Annotated in this window: 18 protein-coding genes; 11 read left to right on the top strand and 7 right to left on the bottom strand. The window is 65.1% G+C overall.

Annotated features, from left to right (window positions below):
• Nucleotides 1-114: 114 nt before the first annotated feature.
• Nucleotides 115-1209, bottom strand: a complete 1095-nt coding sequence (locus K9F62_17630; GenBank protein UJX40499.1) for a D-alanyl-D-alanine carboxypeptidase — start codon at nucleotides 1207-1209, stop codon at nucleotides 115-117.
• A gap of 241 nt (nucleotides 1210-1450) precedes the next feature.
• Nucleotides 1451-2623, bottom strand: coding sequence for a hypothetical protein (locus K9F62_17625; GenBank protein UJX40498.1), 1173 nt, complete (start codon nucleotides 2621-2623; stop codon nucleotides 1451-1453).
• An 83-nt stretch (nucleotides 2624-2706) separates the two neighbouring features.
• Here K9F62_17625 and K9F62_17620 point away from each other — a divergent pair, with 83 nt between their 5' ends.
• Nucleotides 2707-3339 carry an MBL fold metallo-hydrolase gene (locus tag K9F62_17620; protein ID UJX40497.1) on the top strand — a complete coding sequence of 211 codons (633 nt, stop codon included), beginning with the start codon at nucleotides 2707-2709 and terminating at the stop codon, nucleotides 3337-3339.
• Here the strand turns inward: K9F62_17620 and K9F62_17615 are convergent.
• Both K9F62_17615 and K9F62_17610 read right to left on the bottom strand, forming a co-directional pair.
• Nucleotides 3327-4835, bottom strand: coding sequence for a carboxypeptidase M32 (locus tag K9F62_17615; protein UJX40496.1), 1509 nt, complete (start codon nucleotides 4833-4835; stop codon nucleotides 3327-3329). The genes K9F62_17620 and K9F62_17615 overlap by 13 nt on opposite strands.
• A complete protein-coding gene (locus K9F62_17610; GenBank protein ID UJX40495.1) occupies nucleotides 4832-5677 on the bottom strand; it encodes a hypothetical protein in 846 nt (281 codons plus the stop codon). The genes K9F62_17615 and K9F62_17610 overlap by 4 nt, the downstream gene beginning before the upstream one ends.
• A 213-nt stretch (nucleotides 5678-5890) precedes the next feature.
• Between K9F62_17610 and K9F62_17605 the strand changes: the two genes are divergently transcribed.
• Nucleotides 5891-6241, top strand: a complete 351-nt coding sequence (locus tag K9F62_17605) for a cupin domain-containing protein (protein ID UJX40494.1) — start codon at nucleotides 5891-5893, stop codon at nucleotides 6239-6241.
• Nucleotides 6242-6314: 73 nt separating this feature from the next.
• On the opposite strand, the gene modA (K9F62_17600) is transcribed toward K9F62_17605, so the two are convergent.
• Entirely contained in the window at nucleotides 6315-7061 is a 747-nt protein-coding gene (modA, locus tag K9F62_17600) for a molybdate ABC transporter substrate-binding protein (GenBank protein ID UJX40493.1), read from the bottom strand.
• Nucleotides 7062-7271: 210 nt separating this feature from the next.
• Between modA (K9F62_17600) and K9F62_17595 the strand changes: the two genes are divergently transcribed.
• Nucleotides 7272-8615: a TrpB-like pyridoxal phosphate-dependent enzyme gene (locus K9F62_17595; GenBank protein UJX40492.1), complete on the top strand. Its 1344-nt coding sequence runs from the start codon at nucleotides 7272-7274 to the stop codon at nucleotides 8613-8615.
• 104 nt (nucleotides 8616-8719) lie between these two features.
• On the opposite strand, the gene K9F62_17590 is transcribed toward K9F62_17595, so the two are convergent.
• On the bottom strand, nucleotides 8720-9904 hold the full coding sequence (locus K9F62_17590) for a TOBE domain-containing protein (GenBank protein UJX40491.1): 1185 nt from the start codon (nucleotides 9902-9904) through the stop codon (nucleotides 8720-8722).
• Nucleotides 9905-10199: 295 nt separating this feature from the next.
• Between K9F62_17590 and K9F62_17585 the strand changes: the two genes are divergently transcribed.
• From K9F62_17585 to K9F62_17550, 8 genes are all read left to right on the top strand, one after another.
• A complete protein-coding gene (locus K9F62_17585; GenBank protein ID UJX40490.1) occupies nucleotides 10200-10919 on the top strand; it encodes an alpha/beta hydrolase in 720 nt (239 codons plus the stop codon).
• Nucleotides 10919-11674, top strand: a complete 756-nt coding sequence (locus K9F62_17580; protein ID UJX40489.1) for an ATP-binding cassette domain-containing protein — start codon at nucleotides 10919-10921, stop codon at nucleotides 11672-11674. The genes K9F62_17585 and K9F62_17580 overlap by 1 nt, the downstream gene beginning before the upstream one ends.
• Complete coding sequence (modA, locus tag K9F62_17575) at nucleotides 11674-12393, top strand: molybdate ABC transporter substrate-binding protein (protein UJX40488.1); 720 nt, start codon at nucleotides 11674-11676, stop codon at nucleotides 12391-12393. The genes K9F62_17580 and modA (K9F62_17575) overlap by 1 nt, the downstream gene beginning before the upstream one ends.
• An 18-nt stretch (nucleotides 12394-12411) precedes the next feature.
• Nucleotides 12412-13086 carry an ABC transporter permease subunit gene (locus K9F62_17570; protein UJX43239.1) on the top strand — a complete coding sequence of 225 codons (675 nt, stop codon included), beginning with the start codon at nucleotides 12412-12414 and terminating at the stop codon, nucleotides 13084-13086.
• A 79-nt stretch (nucleotides 13087-13165) separates the two neighbouring features.
• Nucleotides 13166-13417: a ferrous iron transport protein A gene (locus tag K9F62_17565; protein UJX40487.1), complete on the top strand. Its 252-nt coding sequence runs from the start codon at nucleotides 13166-13168 to the stop codon at nucleotides 13415-13417.
• A 123-nt stretch (nucleotides 13418-13540) separates the two neighbouring features.
• Nucleotides 13541-13792 carry a ferrous iron transport protein A gene (locus tag K9F62_17560; GenBank protein ID UJX40486.1) on the top strand — a complete coding sequence of 84 codons (252 nt, stop codon included), beginning with the start codon at nucleotides 13541-13543 and terminating at the stop codon, nucleotides 13790-13792.
• A gap of 153 nt (nucleotides 13793-13945) precedes the next feature.
• On the top strand, nucleotides 13946-14398 hold the full coding sequence (locus tag K9F62_17555) for a C-GCAxxG-C-C family protein (protein UJX40485.1): 453 nt from the start codon (nucleotides 13946-13948) through the stop codon (nucleotides 14396-14398).
• A gap of 98 nt (nucleotides 14399-14496) precedes the next feature.
• Nucleotides 14497-15507 (top strand): DUF1566 domain-containing protein, encoded by a 1011-nt coding sequence (locus tag K9F62_17550; GenBank protein UJX40484.1) that lies wholly within the window; start codon nucleotides 14497-14499, stop codon nucleotides 15505-15507.
• 92 nt (nucleotides 15508-15599) lie between these two features.
• Here K9F62_17550 and K9F62_17545 read toward each other — a convergent pair whose 3' ends face one another.
• On the bottom strand, nucleotides 15600-17645 hold the full coding sequence (locus K9F62_17545) for an MCP four helix bundle domain-containing protein (GenBank protein UJX40483.1): 2046 nt from the start codon (nucleotides 17643-17645) through the stop codon (nucleotides 15600-15602).
• Nucleotides 17646-17811: the final 166 nt, after the last annotated feature.

The following is a 17811-nucleotide window of genomic DNA, read 5'->3' as shown; positions in this document are numbered from 1 at the left end:
GGGGAGAAGAAGCCAGCCGTGGCGGACCGTTTCCCGTCCGGGGAGGGCGTGTGGGAAACGGTCCGCGCGATTCTGGGGGCGAGGAGAACGGCCGCGGCAGGCGGGAAGCGGGGGTTACTTCCGGCTCGAAGCGCCAGTCTGTTTCTTGTGCTTGGTCTTGGACCGGGAGGCGGTGTGGCTCGTCTTTTTGGGGGAGGCCTTTTGCACCTTGGCGGCCTTGTGGCGGCTGGATTTGACGCTGGCCTTGTGGCCGTCGATGTGCGCCGACGCGCCGCGTTTGGCGCTGATTTTTCCGTGCCGCTCGACGTCGGCCACGCGGATTTTCTTGCCGTGACGGTGCGACCTGGAGTGCTTGATCGAGGATTTGGCCGGGACGACGTCGGCCTTGGCCAGCATGCTGTTCACCGAGCCGTCGAAGGAGGCGTCGAGGACGCGTTCGGTTTCGCGGTTGCGCACCTGGCTGGTACGGCCGCCGAGGACCACGGCGATGATGCGGGTGTTGCCGCGTTTGGCCGTGGCGATGATGTTGAAGCCGCTGGCTCCGACATAACCGGTCTTGATGCCGTCCATGCCTTCGCACACGCCGAGCAGGTGGTTGGTGTTGGCATGGACCGCGCCGCAGTGGTTGATGGTCGTCGTGGAGTGGTAGCGCAGGGCCTGGGGATAGTGGTGCAGGTAGCTTACGGCCAGCTTCATGAGGTCATGGGCGGTGGTCAGCTGGCCGGGGGCGGGCAGTCCGTTGGGAGTCTTGAAGGTGGTGCTGCTCATGCCGAGTTGCCGGGCCTTGGCGTTCATTCGCTTGACCCAGGCGGACACGCCGCCGAAATGTTCGGCCACGGCCACGGCGGCGTCGTTGCCGGAAGCCACGGCCATGCCGCGCATGAGCTCGTCGAGGGTGACGGTTTCACCGGCCCGCAGGTTCATGGTGGAACCGCCCGTGGCGTCGGCGTGGCGGCTGACCTTGACCCGGTCGTTGAAGCTGGCCTGGCCGGCGGCCACCATGTCGAAGACCAGGTACATGGTCATGACCTTGGTCACGGAAGCGGGCGCGATGCGCCGATCGGGGTCCTGGCTGTAGAGAATTTTGCCCGTGCCGTAATCGGCGACCAGGGCGGCCTTGACCGCCAGCTTGCCGGAATGATTGGCTGGAAATGCCGTTTTCGGCCCGATCAGGCACAAGACGATGAGCAAGAACATAACGCGCCGCATTGACGCCTCCCCGTTTAAAAAAATCATACAACTCCTGCGAGTGAAAGCCCTTCCCCAAATGTTTTCCACAGGCAGCACGAACCATGCCACAAACCCCGCGTGGAAGGCGGGCGCTGCGATAACAGGCCGACAAAACTTGGGTTTTGAATCAGGGCGATAAACGCCCGCGCAGGATGGGGCGAACCGTTTCGGACCGCCTCCAAGACCGGTTTGAAATTCTCAAACGAGGCGTTTGATAATCTTAAACACTCCCGGGGGCAAGAAGCATCCGGGCAAGTTCCGCGATTTTTCCCAGGTACTCCCGGCGGTAGGCCTCGCCGTTGGCCGTGAACGTCGCGGCCGTGCGGGCATGGGCCTCGCACCAGCCGGCCAGGGCCGGGTTCTTGCGCCATCGGCCGTAGGCCCGCACCATGGACAGCAGGTTGTGGCATACCGGCATGTACGGGGCCGCCGTGACCAGAAGCCCGGTGAAGTCGGTTTCCGGCCGGAAGAAAAACTGGCCCACCGCCCGGGCCGCCTTGTAGTTGGAGCCGCTGATGAGCAGGGGGAGCATGGCCCCATCGTCCAGGCGCTCGGGCGCAAAGGGCCGCTCCCAGCTTCCGGGCACAACCTCGGCCGGGGTGTAGGTCACCTGACCCGTCTCCAGCAACGCTTTTACTTTGGCGACAATCGCCGGCCACAGCCCGCCGGCATGCTCCAGGTCCCGGCTTATGGCCAGCCTCCCGGCCTCGGCCGTTTGGATGCGCAGAAACGGGAAATGCGCCTCCACAGGCGTGCCGCTTCGGGCCATCACCCCGGCCATGATCCGGTCGGCATCGAGAAAATGGACGCCCGGGAGGCTGGCCGCCCAGGCCGCGAATTCCCGGCCCGCGCCAAAGCAGGCCGCGCCCCAGCCTTGCAAATAGGAGTGGGGCGCGGGGCCAAGGCCCGGAAAGTGTGACATCCGGCCGCACACGATAAGCGGCGCTTCGGGCAGGGCTTCCCGCCAGGCCAGCAGCATGCTCGCCAGCCGGTCGCAATAGGTTGCGGGATTGGGCGCGATGGTGCGGTAGTGGCGGCGGATGAAGCGGCCGAAAGCCGGCGCGGCATCCAGGGACCGGGGATCGATGTAGAAGGCGTGCCCGTCGCTATTGTGCAGAAAAAGAGGGGTATTTTCGTGAAAGAGGTTGACCACCAGGGCCTCGGGACGAGGCTCGGCCGCCGGGGGCAGGAACTGGGCGGCAAGCGCCCTGGTGTGCAGGTATTCCCCCACTCCGGCGGCGGCGATCATCTCCGCCAGAAGCGGCGGCACGAACCCCGGCGACCGGGCCAGGGTCACGGGCGAGGCCAGGGAGTCGAAGCTCGCCGGCAGCCCGGCAGCTGTTGCCGCCTCGGCGCAAAACTGCATCTGGCAGTTGCCGCGAAAAAGGATCATGTCTGGCTCCTGGAGGCCTTTAAGCCCGTTCGGCAAGGGGCTTGCAAGCGAGACTGCCGGGAGGACGGAATTTCCGCAACCGCATGTTGATACGGACCTTTCGCATGGACCCGCTCGAGGTCAACGCCTACCTGCTTTGGAAGGAGGACGGCCGGGCCGTGGTCGTCGACTGCGGCGGCCGGCCGGGGCTGGTGCTGGGGGAGATCGGCAAGCGTGGGCTCACGCTTACCGCCGTGCTGCTCACGCATCTGCATCACGACCATGTACTCGGCGTGGCCAAACTTGTCCGGGAGACGGGCGCGCCGGTGTACGCCTCTTGCGCCGACGCCTTTCTGGCCGGGGACGGCATCGCCTCGCCGGGCGGGCGGCTGGTGAGCCCCTCCTTCACCTTCGAGGATATCCCCCCAGGACGCCATGTCTTTCTGGACGAGCCTTGCCTGGTCCTGCCCGTGCCCGGGCATACGCCGGGGCATCTGGCCTATTTTTTCCCGCGCTCCCTGATCGCCTTCACCGGGGACACGCTTTTTGCCGGCAGCGTGGGCCGCACCGATGCGGCTTACGGCGACGGTCCGCTGCTTCTGGCCTCCATCCGGGACAGGCTCCTGAATCTCCCCGACGCGACGGAAATTTTCCCGGGCCATGGCCCGTCGACCACCGTGGGCCGGGAAAAGGCCCGCAATCCCTTCTTCGCGCCCAAAGGCGTTCACACGCCGTAAATGGCCGCCGCCTTGGCTCGCAGGTGCCGGATCAGCGGTCCCGCTGTCGGGGCTTGGCCCGTTGCCGCAGTGATCAGGTCGCGCGGACGGAGCAGGCGGCCCTTTTCGTGGATGTTCGTGCGCAGCCAGGCGAGCAGCGCCCCGAAATCCCCGGCCGCCATGCGTTGCGGCAGGTCGGGGATGGCCTTGCCCGCCGCTTCGAACAGACAGGCGGCGTAAAGGTTGCCCAGGCTGTAGGTGGGGAAGTAGCCGAAGGCTCCAGTGGCCCAGTGCACGTCCTGCAGGCAGCCGGAGGCGTCGTCCGGCGGCACGATGCCGAGGATCTCCTCGGATTTCGCGTTCCAGGCTCCGGGCAGGTCGGCCACGGCCAGATCGCCGCGCACCAGGGCCAGCTCCAGCTCGAAACGCAGCACGATGTGCAGGTTGTAGGTCGTCTCGTCGGCGTCCACCCGGATAAGCCCCGGCGCGATCGCCCCGACGGCCTTGAACACGGCTTCGGGCGCAACTCCGGTGAGTTGCGGGAAATGCCTCCCGGCCAGCGGCAGGAAATGTTCCCAGAAGGGCAACGACCGGGCCACCTGGTTTTCCCAGAGCCGGGACTGGGATTCATGCACGCCCAGCGAAACGTATTCGCCCATGGGGGTGCCATGGCGGGCGTCGCCGGTGTCATGGCCGAGGCTGTAGAGTGAATGTCCGGTCTCGTGCACGGCCCCGAAAAGCGCCTTGGTGCAATCGTCCGCGTCGTAGCGCACGGTAATGCGGACATCGCCTGGGCCGATCTGGGTCGAGAAGGGGTGAGCCGACACGTCCAGGCGCGAGGCCTCGGGCGGCAGGCCGATGCGCCGGGTCACCTCGGCCAAAAAGGCTTCCTGATCCGCGAGCGGGTACGGCCCGCCGGGCAGGGGAGCTGGGACCGGCGCGCCGGCCACCGCGTCCATGATGGCGCGGATCGCGTCGCGCAGCTCAACCAGGATCGGCGTTATGGTGGCGGTCGTTTCCCCCGGCTCGAAGCCGTCGAGTAGGGCGTCGTAGGGTTCGCCGGCATAGCCCAGGGCTTCCGCTTTCCGTTTCGAAAGCTCAAGTAGCTCTTTAAGCTGTGGGGCGAACGCTTGGAAATCGTTGTCTTTTCTGGCGAGCTCCCAGGCCCGCTGCCCGGTGCTGGCCGCCCGGGCCAAGGCCACGGCCAGGTCCTGGGGGATTTTCACGGCCAGGTCGTAATCCCGCCGCCATTCGCGGATGTTGGCCGCCTCGGGACTTGCCGGCACGGCCGTCAGTTCCGATTTCTCGCAGGCCGCAAGCCAGTCGCCGATGGCCGGGTCCGTGGCCCGGCGGTGCAGGATGGCGGTCAGCTCCCCGATCTGGGCGGCCCGGCCGGCATGGGCGGCGGCGGGCAGCATCACCTGCTGGTCCCAGGACAAAAGGCTTAGCGCCGCGCCGATGTCGGCGCTGGCCCGGCCATGGGCGACCAGGCGGTCGTAGGCTTCGCGCGCGGTCATTTCTTGCGGCTCCTCGGGGCTTTTTGGGCAGCGGCCGCTTTTTTCGCCGCCATCATGGGTTCGTAGAGCGGCTGGTAGAAAAAGCTCACGTCGCCCGCGTTTTCGGCGGGATGGAAAACGCAGTAGATGTTGACGTCGCCGATGCTCCAGGAATGGTAGTATTGGTCGGGCTTTTCTTCCGTCGGTGGGCCGAACTCCTTGGTCAGGCCAGCCAGCGCCTTTTTGTAGGTGCCCATGCCGTCGAAATCGATCCACACATGGTAGAAACGGTCTTTGAAAAATTCATAGAAAGCGTCGCGGATGGGCGCGCCGGCGATGTCCTTGGGACCCTGGGGCCAGATGCAGGTAACCACATCGGCTCCCTTGTCCACCTCGTAGGTGGCCAGTCCCGGAGTCGATTTGGCCGAGGCTCCCCAGGCTAGTCCGCCAAATCCCGTGGGCGCTGCCGTGCCGGGAACCTGGGCGGACGCCTCGCCGAACATGGGAACGCCCTGGGGCGCGGCGGCGGGGTCCGCCTGGACCGGTGGCTGCGCCAAAGGCGCCGGCGGGGCCGGAATCTGTTCCGCGGGCGCCTGGGCAACAGGAGCCGGCGCAGCGGACGCCGGGGGGGCAAGGGGCTGCTGAAAGGGCGACTGCTCTGCCGGAGCCGGGGCAACGGGCGCATCGGGCGGCAACGGCTCGCCAAGGACAACCCGGTGGGGCGGCTGGGAGGAGGGCGCCTTCGCGGCGGATTTGGCCGTGGACTTGGCTTTGGCGGCGTCGTGCCGGGTTTGGGGCTTGGGCGCGCAGGCGGTCAGGGCCAGGACAAGCAGCAGGACAAATGCGGGTCGGATGCGGGACATGCGGTAACTCCGGGCAGGGAAGTGACGTTGGCGCATGCTAGCCAATGCCCTGCGGAAAGGGAAGGTCCGGCGGCATCTTTCGTCGGGCAGGCGGAAAACGGGGGGCGGCTTGTCGTTTCGGGGCGCGGCGTGTACCCGGAAGACAACCCCGCGTCGGGACACGCCCCATGCGCGGCCCGGCCGGGCAAGCCGTGATGGAAGGGAGTAACGATCATGAAGTGCATCACATTCGACGAGGTCCCGGCCCGGGAACTGACCGCCGCCACCATGCATGGCGTGACCGGCCGGGTGGTCATCGGCAAGGCCGACGGCGCGGACAATTTCTGCATGCGCGTCATCGAGGTGGCCAAGGGGGGCGTCATTCCGGCCCACAGCCATCCCTGGGAACATCAGCAATTCGTCCATTCCGGCCGGGGCTGGGTGGAATGCGACGGTGTGCGCAAAAACATCGGACCCGGGTCCGTGGCCTTCATCCCGCCAAACGCCACCCACCAGATGCAAAATACCGGCGACGAACCGCTTATCTTCATCTGCCTCGTGCCCCCCGCCGCACCGGAACTATAAATGCTTTTAGGAGAGGAAGTGCGAGAGGGGAAACCCTTTAAAAAGGTTTCCCCCCGGCGCATTTCTCCCCTTTTCATGGAACGGTGAAGCCGAAGCGGCTGAGGATGGCCTTTGCTTCGGGCGTGGCCAGGAAGGCGAGGAACGTGGCCGCCCCTTGGGGATTGGGGGCCTTGGCCGCGACGGCCGCCGCATAGGTGACCGGAGGCGCGAGCGGCACGGTGGCGGCGATGGCCACGGCCTTGCCGGCGATGGCCGCGTCGGTAGCGTAGACGAAGCCGGCGTCGCAGTCGCTTGCTTTGACGGCGGCCAGGACGTGGCGCACGGATGGATAGTAGACGAGCTTGCTGGTCAGGGCGAACCACATGGCCCGTTTTTGCAGGGCCCGTTTGGCATAGCGTCCGGCCGGCACGGATTCGGGGTTGCCCACGCCGATGCGCTGCACGCCGCCGCGAAAAAGCGATTCCAGGCCCGTCACATGGGCCGGGTTGCCGGCCGGCACGGCCAGGACCAGGGCGTTGCCGGCAAAGGTCGTGCGCGTCGTGGCGACAATACGTCGCCTGTCCGCGGCCGCGTCCATGGTCTGGGTGTCGGCGCTCAAAAAAACGTCGCAGGCCTCGCCGTTGTCCATGCGTCCAAGCAGCGCGCCCGAGGCGGCGTATTCCCCGCGCACGGTCAGGCCCGGATGCAGCTTGGCGAAAAGCGGGGCCATTTCCCCCACGGCGTTGGTCAGGCTGGCGGCGGCGAAAACAATGATTTCCCCGGCCCGGGCGGGCAGGGCGCAGGCGAAAACAAGGGCAAGGGCGCAGGCGAATCGTTTCATGTCCGTGTCCTTTGGCGTATGGGCCGGTTTTTTCTAACCGATCCGCTTACGGACGGAAAGCGCTGTTGCCGAGTGCCTCGCGCGTATTGACACCATGGAGCGGCCGGTTTTAGCTGACTGGCTTTGCGACGTGTCCGGCAGCAGCGCGGACAGGACGGCAAGGCGGGGCCGTTACGGCCTGCACGACAAAAAACATATCCGGAGAGATGCATGGAGCTGAAAATCACCCTTCCCGAAAGCGAGATGCCCCGGCAGTGGTACAATGCCCTGCCTGACCTGCCGACTCCCCTGGCGCCGCCGCTCGATCCCCAGACCAAGCAGCCCGTGGACCCCGCCCAGCTGGAGCTCATTTTCCCCAAGGCCGTCATCGAGCAGGAACTGTCTTCACAACGTTGGCTCCCCATTCCCGAGCCCGTGCTGGATATCTACCGCCTCTACCGCCCGACGCCGCTGGTGCGGGCCGAGCGCCTGGAAAAGGCCCTCGGGGTCAAATGCAAGATCTTCTATAAGAACGAGTCCGTCTCTCCGGCCGGTTCCCACAAGCCCAACACCGCCATTCCCCAGGCCTACTACAACAAGATGGAGGGCGTGCGCCGCATCAGCACCGAGACCGGGGCCGGGCAGTGGGGCACGGCGCTGTCTTTCGCCTGTTCCCAGCTCGGCCTCGACTGCACGGTGTACATGGTCAAGGTGAGTTATACCCAGAAGCCGTATCGCCGCATTCTCATCAACGCCTACGGCGGCGAGATTTTCCCCTCGCCCTCGGAAAACACCAAGACCGGCCGGGCGATGCTGGCCCAGGACCCCGACTGCACGGGATCGCTGGGGCTTGCCATTTCCGAGGCCGTGGAGGACGCCGTCACCCACGACGACACCCGTTATGCGCTTGGCAGCGTGCTCAACCACGTGCTGCACCACCAGACCATCATCGGCCTGGAGGTGGAAAAACAGCTGGCCATGATCGGGGCCAAGCCCGACTATCTGGTCGGGTGCGTGGGCGGCGGCAGCAACTTCGCCGGGCTGGTGCTGCCGTTTCTGCCCCGCAAGCTCGCGGGCGAGAAGATCCGTTTTATCGCCGTGGAGCCCAAGGCCTGCCCGACGCTTACCCGGGGGCAGTTCCGCTACGACTACGGCGACGTGGCCAAGCTCACGCCGCTTTTGAAGATGCACACCCTGGGCCATGCCTTCATGCCGGCGCCCATCCATGCCGGGGGACTGCGCTACCACGGCGGCGCGCCCATCGTGTGCAACCTGGCCAACGAGGGCATCGTGGAATCCACGGCCTATTTCCAGACAGAATGCTTCGAGGCGGCCCAGCTCTTTTTGCGCACCGAAGGTTTTTTGCCGGCCCCGGAAACCTCCCACGCCATCAAGGCCGCCATCGAGACGGCCAAGCAGGCGGGACCCGACGAGAACGTGGTCTTCCTCTATTCCGGCCACGGCTTGCTCGACCTGGCTTCCTACGACGCCTTTCTGCAAGGCAAGCTGACCGATTACGCCTATCCGGAGTCCAACATCACCGAGGCGCTCAAGGCCTGCCCGGATGTCGACTGATCGCGCGCATACGACGCGTCAAAGCGAACGGCCCGACGAAGCGAGCTTCGCCGGGCCGTTCTTTTGAGGAGGCGGGTCCGTTTGCCTGATCGGATGCGCCGCGGTCAATCGATATTGAGGATCACGCTGAAGGCCTTGAAGAAAAACCAGATCTGGTCGCCTTCCTTGATGTCGAGGGTTTCCACGGATTCGGCGGTGATAAGCGCGCACATGGGCGTGCCGCCGTCCAGGAGTCCCATAATCTCCACCGCCACGCCGTCGCCCCGGATGCTCACCACCCGGCCGGGGAAGCAGTTGCGGGCGCTGGTGCGGGCCATCTTCTCGTCCTTGGCCAAAAGCACCCACGGGGCCTTGACCAGGGCCGTGACCTGGCCGCCTTCGGTCAGGCCCAGGCGCTCGAAGCTTTCGTTGGTGATGACCGAGACGATCTCGAAACCATTTTGGGCGGTCAGGGAAACCTCGGTTAAAAGCGGGCTCTTGCGCACGCTGGTGACGGAACCGAAAAATGTGTTGCGGGCGCTTGTTTTCACACGGCTCTCCTTGGCGACGCAATGGTTGACGATGCGCTGGCAGTCCTGGTCGGAAAACGAACAGTAAATGGACGTGAGCACTAGGCTGGAATGGCCGAGCATAACCTGGACAACGGGCAGGGGAACGCCGCCGCGAAGGAGCTCCACCGCCCGGGAATGGCGCAACGACGTGGGGCTGACGCGGCCCGGGGGCAGGCCGGCCCGGCGCGCCTGCTCGTAGAGCTTGCGGCGTACGAACCCGGGGTCGAGGCGGAACAGTTCGCCGCGTATCCCCCTGTTGGCGGGGCTTGCGGCGAATCGGACCACTTCCTCGAGCAGCGACTTGGGCACCACCACCTTGCGCGGGGCTTCGTTGGGGTCGGACCCGCCGAAGCTCACGGTCGACTGGGCCAGGTCGATGTCCGTGCGCTCATTGAGCGCCAGCACTTCCCCAAGCTTGCCGCCGCTGTGGCGCAACATCAGGTAGACCAGCCGCATGCGGTCGCGGGCCCGGCGGATGGGGGCGGTGCGGGCGGCGTCGCGCCATTCGTCGAAGGCGGCCGTCAAACGCTCGATCTGATCCGTTTCCAGATGCCGGATGTCGTTTGGGACCGTAAACAGCGCCGCCTGGCAGGGACCCAGTGCGCCATGCTGCCGTCTGTGCGTCGGCCGATCGGATTTCCGGGCCAGCAAGGCTTCGGCGTGGTCCCGCAGGCGTTCCAAGGCCAGGACGTCGAGACCGGAGACTCTTTCCAGGATGTTTTCTTCGACCGTACTCATGCTTTGATGGGTTAGCCGACATTTCTTATGTTGTAAAGAATACAGCGCTTCTATCACGAATAGTTTTTGTGGCGTGACATTTATGCAGTGACCGTGCATGAAAACTTTCAAAGCGAAGGTCTTGCTATGTAGAGTCACGGTAATTAATTAAATCGTGATACTCAATTCTGCGAGTAGTAGTGTCACGCGGATAGAAATACGGGTGATGCTGGATTTTACTGTTCATTAACTGTAGCATGTGCCGCATGCCGCCCGGCGACAGGCCAGGCGGCCGGTTGCCGGCAAAGGAGGGAGCATGGCCACATTCGTTTGCGTGCATGGCGCGTTTCAGGGCGGCTGGGTCTGGAAGCGGACCGCCGAAGCGCTTTTTTCCATGGGGCACCGGGTGTATGCGCCCACGTTGTCCGGGTGCGGCTTTCATCGCCACACCATGGACAAGAGACTGGGACTTGGGGCGTATGTACGCGATCTGACCCAGTTTTTCGAGCTGGAAGACCTCTCGGACACGTTTCTCGTCGCCCACAGCTATTCCGGATTTGTCTGCGCCGGGGCCATGGCCGAACTGATGGAACGGTTGGCCGGCGCCATCTATGTGGAAGGCATCATTCCCCAGCCCGGCAAGTCCTTTGCCGATCTCGGCGGCGCTCCCTTCCGGGCCATGCTCGAATCAAGGCTTACCGACGGCTGGCTGGTCGCGCCGTGGGAAGCGGGTATGTTCGGCGTGGCCGGCTCGCCCGATGCGGACTGGTTCATGGCCCGTGTGGTCCCGTTTCCTTTGGCCGCCTTCACCGACGCGGCGGTCGACGAACTGGTCTTTCCGGAAAAGCGCCACTACCTGCGCTGCGCCCAAAATCCCAACCCCATGCTGGTGGCCATGGCCGAGCGGGCAAAATCCCTGGGTTTTGTCATGCACGCCATCGAAAGCGGCCATTGTCCCCAGATGACGGTGCCCGTGGAACTGGCCCGGGTGCTGGCCACCATCGTGGACAAGAAAAACGGTGAGGCCAAGGCGTAATGACGCTCCTTGCGCGCCTGACGAAAAAGCTCCCCCATTTCACCCTGGATGTGGAGCTCTCCTGTCCACCCGGCGGCATACTGGTGCTGACCGGGCCATCGGGGTCGGGCAAGACCACTATCCTGCGGCTTCTCGCCGGCCTGGACGACCCGGACAAGGGCCGGGTGGGCCTCGACGGCGAGATCTGGCGCGACACGGCCAAGGGCATCCGCGTCAAGCCCAGGCGGCGCGGGATCGGGCTTGTTTTCCAGGAATACTCGCTTTTCCCCCACATGAGCCTGGCCGAGAACGTGGCCTACGCCACCAAGGACACGGCCTTTGCCGACGAGCTGCTCGAGCTGTTCGGCATCGCCCACTTGAAGGACGCCCATCCCGGGACCATGTCCGGCGGCGAGCGCCAGCGGGGGGCGCTGTGCCAGGCGTTGGCCCGGCGGCCCAAGGCGCTGCTGCTCGACGAACCCTTTTCCGCTCTGGACGCCGCCACCCGCGTGACGTTGCGCCATGAGCTTCTGGACGTGCGGCAACGGTTCGCCATCCCCATTGTACACGTGACCCACGACCTGGCCGAGGCGGCAATCCTCGGCGATCAGGTCGTGACCATCAACCGGGGGACTATCGATCCGGACTGGTTCACGACCCAGTTGTGCCAGTACCGGCAGGAACGCGAGGCGCTTTTCGCGCGTTTCGGCGCGGCTTCGCCCGTGATGGCCGCCCCCCCGCCAAACCCCCAACACTGCTGCGAGGAGGGAATGTGATGCTGCGAATTCTTTGGACTTGCGTCCTGGTGCTTCTCATGGCCGGTCAGGCTCTGGCCGGACCTTTGACCATCGCCGCCGGCGCGGGCTACAAAAAGCTCGTCACGGATTTGGCCGCCGCCTATGAAAAGACCTCCGGGACCAAGCCGGAACTCATTTTCGGCAATATGGGCCAGGTCACGACCCAGGCCAAGGCCGGCGGCGTCATCGACGTGATCATCGGCGAGAAGGGGTTCCTGGAAAAATCCGGCCTGAAGTTCTCGGGCGTCGCCGAGATCGGCCACGGCATCCTGTGTCTGGCCTGGCCCAAGGGCAAAACCTTCACCGACGCCAAGGAGATCGCCAGGCCCGATGTCAAGCGCGTGGCCATGCCCGATGCCAAAAAGGCCATCTACGGCCGGGCCGCCACCCAGTTTCTGGCCAAGACCGGCCTGGACAAGACCGTCAAGGATAAGCTCCTGGTCGTGGCCACCGTGCCCCAGGTTACCACGTATATAGTCAGCGGCGAAGTGGACGCCGGCTTCGTCAACCGCACCGATATCATGAACGTCGGCGACAAGGTCGGAGGCTATCTGGAAGTCGATCCGTCGCTGTACGCGCCCATCGTCATCGTGGCCGAATCCCTGGCCGGCTCGCCCAATGTCGCCGGCGCCAAGTCCTTTTCCGCCTTTCTGGCCACGGATGCGGCCAAGGCCATCGCCAAAAAGCATGGGATGTAGGGATTGACTCCGGAAGCGATTGTAGCGGCCCTGTCCGACCCGGGCGTCCTTTTCCCCATAAGGCTGACGCTTTGGGTGATGGCCGTGGCGATTCCGGTGTTCTTCGTGCTCGGCGTGCCCCTGGGCTACCTGCTCGGCCGGGGGCACAGCCGGGTTATTGCGATACTCGATTTCCTGGTATCTCTGCCGCTTGTGCTGCCGCCCATGGCGGTGGGCTTTTTCATGTTGCTGCTCCTTGGCCGCAAGGGGCTCATCGGCGCGCCGCTCCAGCATTTTTTCGGCGTCGAGATCATCTTCAGCTTTCCCGGCCTGGCCCTGGCCGCCATCACCTCCGGCATACCGCTGATGGTGCGGCCGGTGCAGGCCGCCGTGCGGGGCGATCTGCTCCGCCTGGTCGAACTTTCGTCCGTGCTCGGCAAGGGGCCGCTGACAACCTTTGTGCGGGTGGTGCTGCCCCATTGCCGCAAGAGTGTGGCGGCCGGGCTTTTTCTGGCCACGGGCCGGGCGCTTGGCGAGGTCGGCGTCAGCCTGCTTCTGGGCGGCGATATCGTCGGGCGCACCAACACCGTCTCCCTGGAAATCTACAACGCCGTTTTTACGGGCGATTTTTTCCGGGCCGGGCTTTTGTCGGCCCTTCTGGCCCTGGTTTCCCTGGGACTTACCTATGCGCTCAAGCGGACGGGCAGGGGATAGGGCGTGCGTGTTTAATCGAAAGGGAGCTTGACAATCATTCTCAACATGGCTAGATGAGGCTCCAGGAAAGGAGCACCATATGGCCCCCCTTCATTGCCTCGCCCATTTTCCCCCCGGCAGCCACGTGCGCGTCGAATCCATTTGCGATTGCCCCAAGGCCAGGGGGCGGCTTTTCGCCATGGGCATAACACCCGGCACGGTGATCGAGATCACTGCTTGCTGTGGCGGGCCGGTGTGTCTGCGGGCCAGGGGCACGTGCCTTTCCATCGGACGCGGCCTGGCCGAGAAGGTCATGGGCCGGCTGGCCGAGGACTGTGTTCAGGCGGCCTAGTTTTCGTTCCTTCCTCCGAAAGTTGCGGAAAGCCCGGCTGGTCTTGCCGGGTAGACGATCATACAGTCTTGACCGGCGACCCGGGGAACCTTCTCCGGGCGCTGTTTTTTGGGGGGAGCGCGCATGGACACGGATGGGACAACGCCGATCATCGGCCTTCGCCGGCTGCAGGTCGGCGAGAAGGCCCGCATTGTCCGCGTGGATGCCGGAGGTGAGCTTGGCCGGCGGCTGCGGGACATGGGTTTGGTTCCAGGCACCGAGGTGGCGGTCATCGGCCGCGCGCCGCTTCGGGACCCCGTGGCCTTGCGATTGCGCGATTTTACGTTGACCCTGCGCAACAACGAAGCCGACCACATCACCGTCACCTTGCTGTAAGCCGTTTGCGGCCGCAGCGCCGCCCTCGCATTTTCCCTCGTAAAGAGGCCATGAGCCGTTCCGTTTCGTCGCTTGCCTCGGGCGTTGCGGCCCGATATGCCGTTTGCGAAGTACGCAGACGGCCAATCCCGGCCACGAACCCGGAGGGAGACCATGTCTGACGCGACACAGGTGGCGGTGACGCATTTTTCGAGCGGCTACAACTGTTCCCAGTCCGTGCTCATGGCCCTTTGCGCGCCGTATGGACTGGATACGGACACGGCCGCGCGGCTGGCCACGGGATTTGGCGTGGGCATGTACCGGGGGGCGACCTGCGGGGCCGTATCCGGGGCCATGCTGGCGATCGGGCTTTTCGGCGGGGGCGGCGGTCCGGATAACGCTGCGGCCAAGGCCGCGACCTATGACCGCATCGAGGACTTTTACACCTGCTTTCGCAAGCTCCACGGTTCGCTTGTCTGCCGTGAACTCATCGGCCTGGACCCCTCCACCCCGGAAGGCCTTGAACGCGCCCGCCGGGAGGGCCGCTTCAAAACGCTCTGCATGTCCTTCGTGCGCGACGCCACGGCCATCGCCGCGGCCATTATCGAGGAACCGGGCCAAGCCTGAGGGTGATGAAGGCGTTGGTACGGGGACTGGGGCGATGCGCGCCGCATGCCTTGTACCTTGGTCTGGCCACGCGGCCCGATGGCGGGTAGACTGGCCGGATGGCGCTTCAATTTTCTCCAACGGCGGTGCTGCCGACCGGGCAGACGACCTGCCACGATGCGGACGGTCGGGAAATTCCCTGCCCCGGCAGCGGCCAGGACGCGGCGCATGTCCGACGCGGGCGGATTGACGGGGACCGGTTTGTCGCGGACGGACCCGAACTGGTCGCCGACGCACTGACCGGCCTTGTCTGGCCACGTGACGCCGGGCTGGCCGGCTTCCCCATGCCCTGGGGCGAGGCCCTCGCTTTCGTCGCCGCCTGGGCCAGCCAGGGGCGCTTCGGCCGATCCGACTGGCGGCTGCCCAACCGCCGCGAGCTGCGAAGCCTCGTTTCCTACGGAGCCGCGCGTCCGGCCTTGCCGCCCGGCCATCCCTTTCGAAACGTCTTTCTCGGCTGGTACTGGACCGCGACAACCGCCGCGCCCGCGCCGGGCTATGCCTGGTACGTCCATATGGAGGGCGGGCGGATGTTTTACGGCCGCAAGGACCAGGACTGCCTGTGCTGGCCCGTGGCCGGGGACATGCTCTTGCCGCGCACCGGACAGCTCCGGTGCTTCGATAAAGCAGGGGAGGGCATCGCCTGCGCCGGCACCGGGCAGGACGGGGAGCTGCGCCAGGGAACGCCTTGGCCGAGTCCGCGTTTCGAGGTGCGCGGCGAGGCTGTGCGCGACCGGCTGACCGGCCTCCTCTGGGCCCGCGCGGCCGATGCGGCCGGGGGAACCGTTGCCTGGGAGGAGGCGCTGGCCGTTGCCGCCGCCTTTGGCGAGGGCTGGCGGTTGCCCGACATCAACGAGCTGGAATCCCTGGTCGACGCCGAGTGCGCCTTTCCGGCCCTGCCCGCCGGACACCCCTTCACGCACGTGGGCGAAGCCTACTGGTCTTCGACCACCAGCGCCTTTGAAAAAAATTGGGCCCACGCCCTCTACCTCCATAAGGGAGCCGTGGGCGTGGGCTTCAAAAACGGCCGGGATTTTCTGGTCTGGCCGGTTCGCGGCCCGGAAATGATCTAACGAATTAAAAATTATAGGATTTAGGAAGGGGAGAGCGCGAGAGGGGAGAACCCTTTTCAAAGGGTTTCCCCTCTCGCATCGCTGTCCTTCTCTTAAAACCGTTCGAACTCGTCGTCCGACGTGTCGCTCGAAAGGTCGAGGGACACGCCGCTTGTGCCCTTGGCCTGGGGCTTGGCCGTCGGTTTGACCGCGGGTGCCGGTTTGGCGGCAATGGCCTTGGGCGCGACGCGGCGAGCTCTGTGCACCGTGTCCAGGCGGAAATAGGAGACGGTTTCCTGGAGCTGGAGGGCCTGCCCCGAGAGCTCTTCCGCGGTGGAGGCCATTTCCTCGGAGGCCGATGCGTTTTGCTGCACCACCTGGTCGAGCTGCTGGATGGCCCGGTTGACCTGTTCGGCGCCGGCGTTTTGTTCCACGCTCGAGGCCGCGATTTCCTGGATGAGTTCGGTCGTGCGCTTGATGTCGGGCACGATGCGGGCCAGCAACTCTCCGGCGTTTTCGGCGATTTTGACGCTCGAGGAGGACAGCTCGCTGATCTCGCCGGCGGCGTTGCCGCTGCGCTCGGCCAGCTTGCGCACCTCGGCCGCCACCACAGCGAAGCCCTTGCCGTGTTCGCCGGCCCGAGCCGCTTCGATGGCGGCATTGAGGGCCAGCAGGTTGGTCTGGCGGGCGATTTCCTCGATGATGCCGATTTTTTCGGCGATCTGCTTCATGGCCGAAACGGTCTGGGCCACGGCCTGGCCGCCGCTTTCAGTATCCCTGGCCGTCTTGAGCGCCATCTGTTCGGTCTGCTTGGCGTTGTCGGCGTTCTGGCGGATATTGGCGGCCATCTGTTCCATGGACGACGAGATCTCCTCGACGCTGGCCGCCTGTTCCGTCGCGCCTTGCGACAGGCTCTGGGTCGTGGCCGAAAGCTCCTCCGAGCCCGAGGCCACGTTTTCCGCCCCGCCCTGGACCTGTCCCACCACCTCGCGCAGCTTGGCGATCATGTGGCGCAGCGCCGCCGCCAGTGCGCCGATTTCGTCTTTCTGGTCGAGATCGATGCGCTGGTTGAGGTCGCCGGCGGCCAGTCCCTCGGCCGCCCGGACCCCGAGGAGGACGGGTTTGGTAATCATGCGGGAAATGATGAGCCCGAGCACCACGGCCAACAGCACGCCGATGCCGATGCCCGAGACCAGCATGACCATTGCCCGGGAGGCGGCTTCCTCGCCGTCCTTCTTGCCCTTCTGGGCGGAGGCCAGGGAGTCGGCCATGAGCTCGTCGAGCAGTTTGAAGCACCGGATTTGTTTGTCCCGCGTGGTGACCATGGCCTGCTGGCGCATGTTGGCGTAAGTCGCCTCGATACGGGCCACTTCCTCGCCCATGGCGGCAAAGTGGCTCATGGTCTTTTCTACGGCGGGTATGACGTCGTGCTGCACGAGGGCGATCTGTTCCTCGCGCGGGGCGTTGCGGGCAGCCAGCGCCTTGAGTTTGGCCACGGCCCTGTGCAGCGCCTCGTGGACGGGCTGGATTGCGGCCAGGTTCTTGCGGAAGACGGGGTTCTTGATGTCGCGGCCCTCGCTGTCGAGCCACTGGCCGAAGGCGCAGGCCGTGGCGTCATCCCCACCGGTCAGGGGCGCGCCGGAAAGGGCCAAGGCCCAGGCATCGCTCAAAAGCTTGTAATGGTCGCCGCGGAATTTGGCGATCTTGCCGCTTAACACGTTGGGGTCGCCAAGGTCGGACTTGTCCCATTCCCGGGCCGCGTCGAACGTCTCGTTGTTGATTTTGACCCATTCCTGCCAAGCGGGCACGAATTCCTGCCAGAGGCGCCTCGCCTTTTCCGTTTTGGGCAGCTTTTCGTATTCGTTCCAGGCTTCGTGGTAGCTGTCGCGGACACGGGCGATGTTGTCGTACTGGCGTTTGCGGTCCTTTTCGGGCACGCCGGGCACGAGCAGGGTCCGCTGGGCCACACGAATGGATTCGCCTGCGATCTTTATGAGTTGCAGATCACGCACGGTCGGCATGTCGACGTCGGTGACGATGCTTAACTGGTTGGAAACGGTCGACAACCCTGCCAGCCCCACCAACCCGACAACGAGCGTGATGGCGGCGCTGAGAAGGAAACCACCGATGAGTTTGACCCCGAGTTTCAGATTCCGCATGAAATACACCCCGTTGCCAGATGGTTGAAGAGAAAAGGCATGCTGATGGTTTCCCGAATTCCCTACGGCGGCGAGTGACGGCTTGTCAAATTTATCCGATTTGTTTGCTGACGATTCCGACGGCCGCCGGGCAGGCGAAAAGGGTTGCGTTGCCTGGAACACTCCA

The sequence above is a fragment of the Desulfovibrio sp. JY genome (assembly GCA_021730285.1).
Classification (GTDB): domain Bacteria; phylum Desulfobacterota; class Desulfovibrionia; order Desulfovibrionales; family Desulfovibrionaceae; genus Solidesulfovibrio.
The sequence above is the reverse complement of the archived record's forward strand: the minus strand, read 5'-3'. Positions and strand labels throughout refer to the sequence as shown.

Coding starts and splice junctions, on each gene's coding strand:
- K9F62_17620 (UJX40497.1), top strand. CDS start 2,707: ATGTTGATACGGACCTTTCGCATGGACCCGCTCGAGGTCAACGCCTAC.
- K9F62_17565 (UJX40487.1), top strand. CDS start 13,166: ATGGCCCCCCTTCATTGCCTCGCCCATTTTCCCCCCGGCAGCCACGTG.
- K9F62_17550 (UJX40484.1), top strand. CDS start 14,497: ATGGCGCTTCAATTTTCTCCAACGGCGGTGCTGCCGACCGGGCAGACG.
- K9F62_17580 (UJX40489.1), top strand. CDS start 10,919: ATGACGCTCCTTGCGCGCCTGACGAAAAAGCTCCCCCATTTCACCCTG.
- K9F62_17610 (UJX40495.1), bottom strand. CDS start 5,677: ATGTCCCGCATCCGACCCGCATTTGTCCTGCTGCTTGTCCTGGCCCTG.
- K9F62_17560 (UJX40486.1), top strand. CDS start 13,541: ATGGACACGGATGGGACAACGCCGATCATCGGCCTTCGCCGGCTGCAG.
- K9F62_17555 (UJX40485.1), top strand. CDS start 13,946: ATGTCTGACGCGACACAGGTGGCGGTGACGCATTTTTCGAGCGGCTAC.
- K9F62_17625 (UJX40498.1), bottom strand. CDS start 2,623: ATGATCCTTTTTCGCGGCAACTGCCAGATGCAGTTTTGCGCCGAGGCG.
- K9F62_17615 (UJX40496.1), bottom strand. CDS start 4,835: ATGACCGCGCGCGAAGCCTACGACCGCCTGGTCGCCCATGGCCGGGCC.
- K9F62_17590 (UJX40491.1), bottom strand. CDS start 9,904: ATGAGTACGGTCGAAGAAAACATCCTGGAAAGAGTCTCCGGTCTCGAC.
- modA (UJX40488.1), top strand. CDS start 11,674: ATGCTGCGAATTCTTTGGACTTGCGTCCTGGTGCTTCTCATGGCCGGT.
- K9F62_17605 (UJX40494.1), top strand. CDS start 5,891: ATGAAGTGCATCACATTCGACGAGGTCCCGGCCCGGGAACTGACCGCC.
- K9F62_17630 (UJX40499.1), bottom strand. CDS start 1,209: ATGCGGCGCGTTATGTTCTTGCTCATCGTCTTGTGCCTGATCGGGCCG.
- K9F62_17595 (UJX40492.1), top strand. CDS start 7,272: ATGGAGCTGAAAATCACCCTTCCCGAAAGCGAGATGCCCCGGCAGTGG.
- modA (UJX40493.1), bottom strand. CDS start 7,061: ATGAAACGATTCGCCTGCGCCCTTGCCCTTGTTTTCGCCTGCGCCCTG.
- K9F62_17585 (UJX40490.1), top strand. CDS start 10,200: ATGGCCACATTCGTTTGCGTGCATGGCGCGTTTCAGGGCGGCTGGGTC.
- K9F62_17545 (UJX40483.1), bottom strand. CDS start 17,645: ATGCGGAATCTGAAACTCGGGGTCAAACTCATCGGTGGTTTCCTTCTC.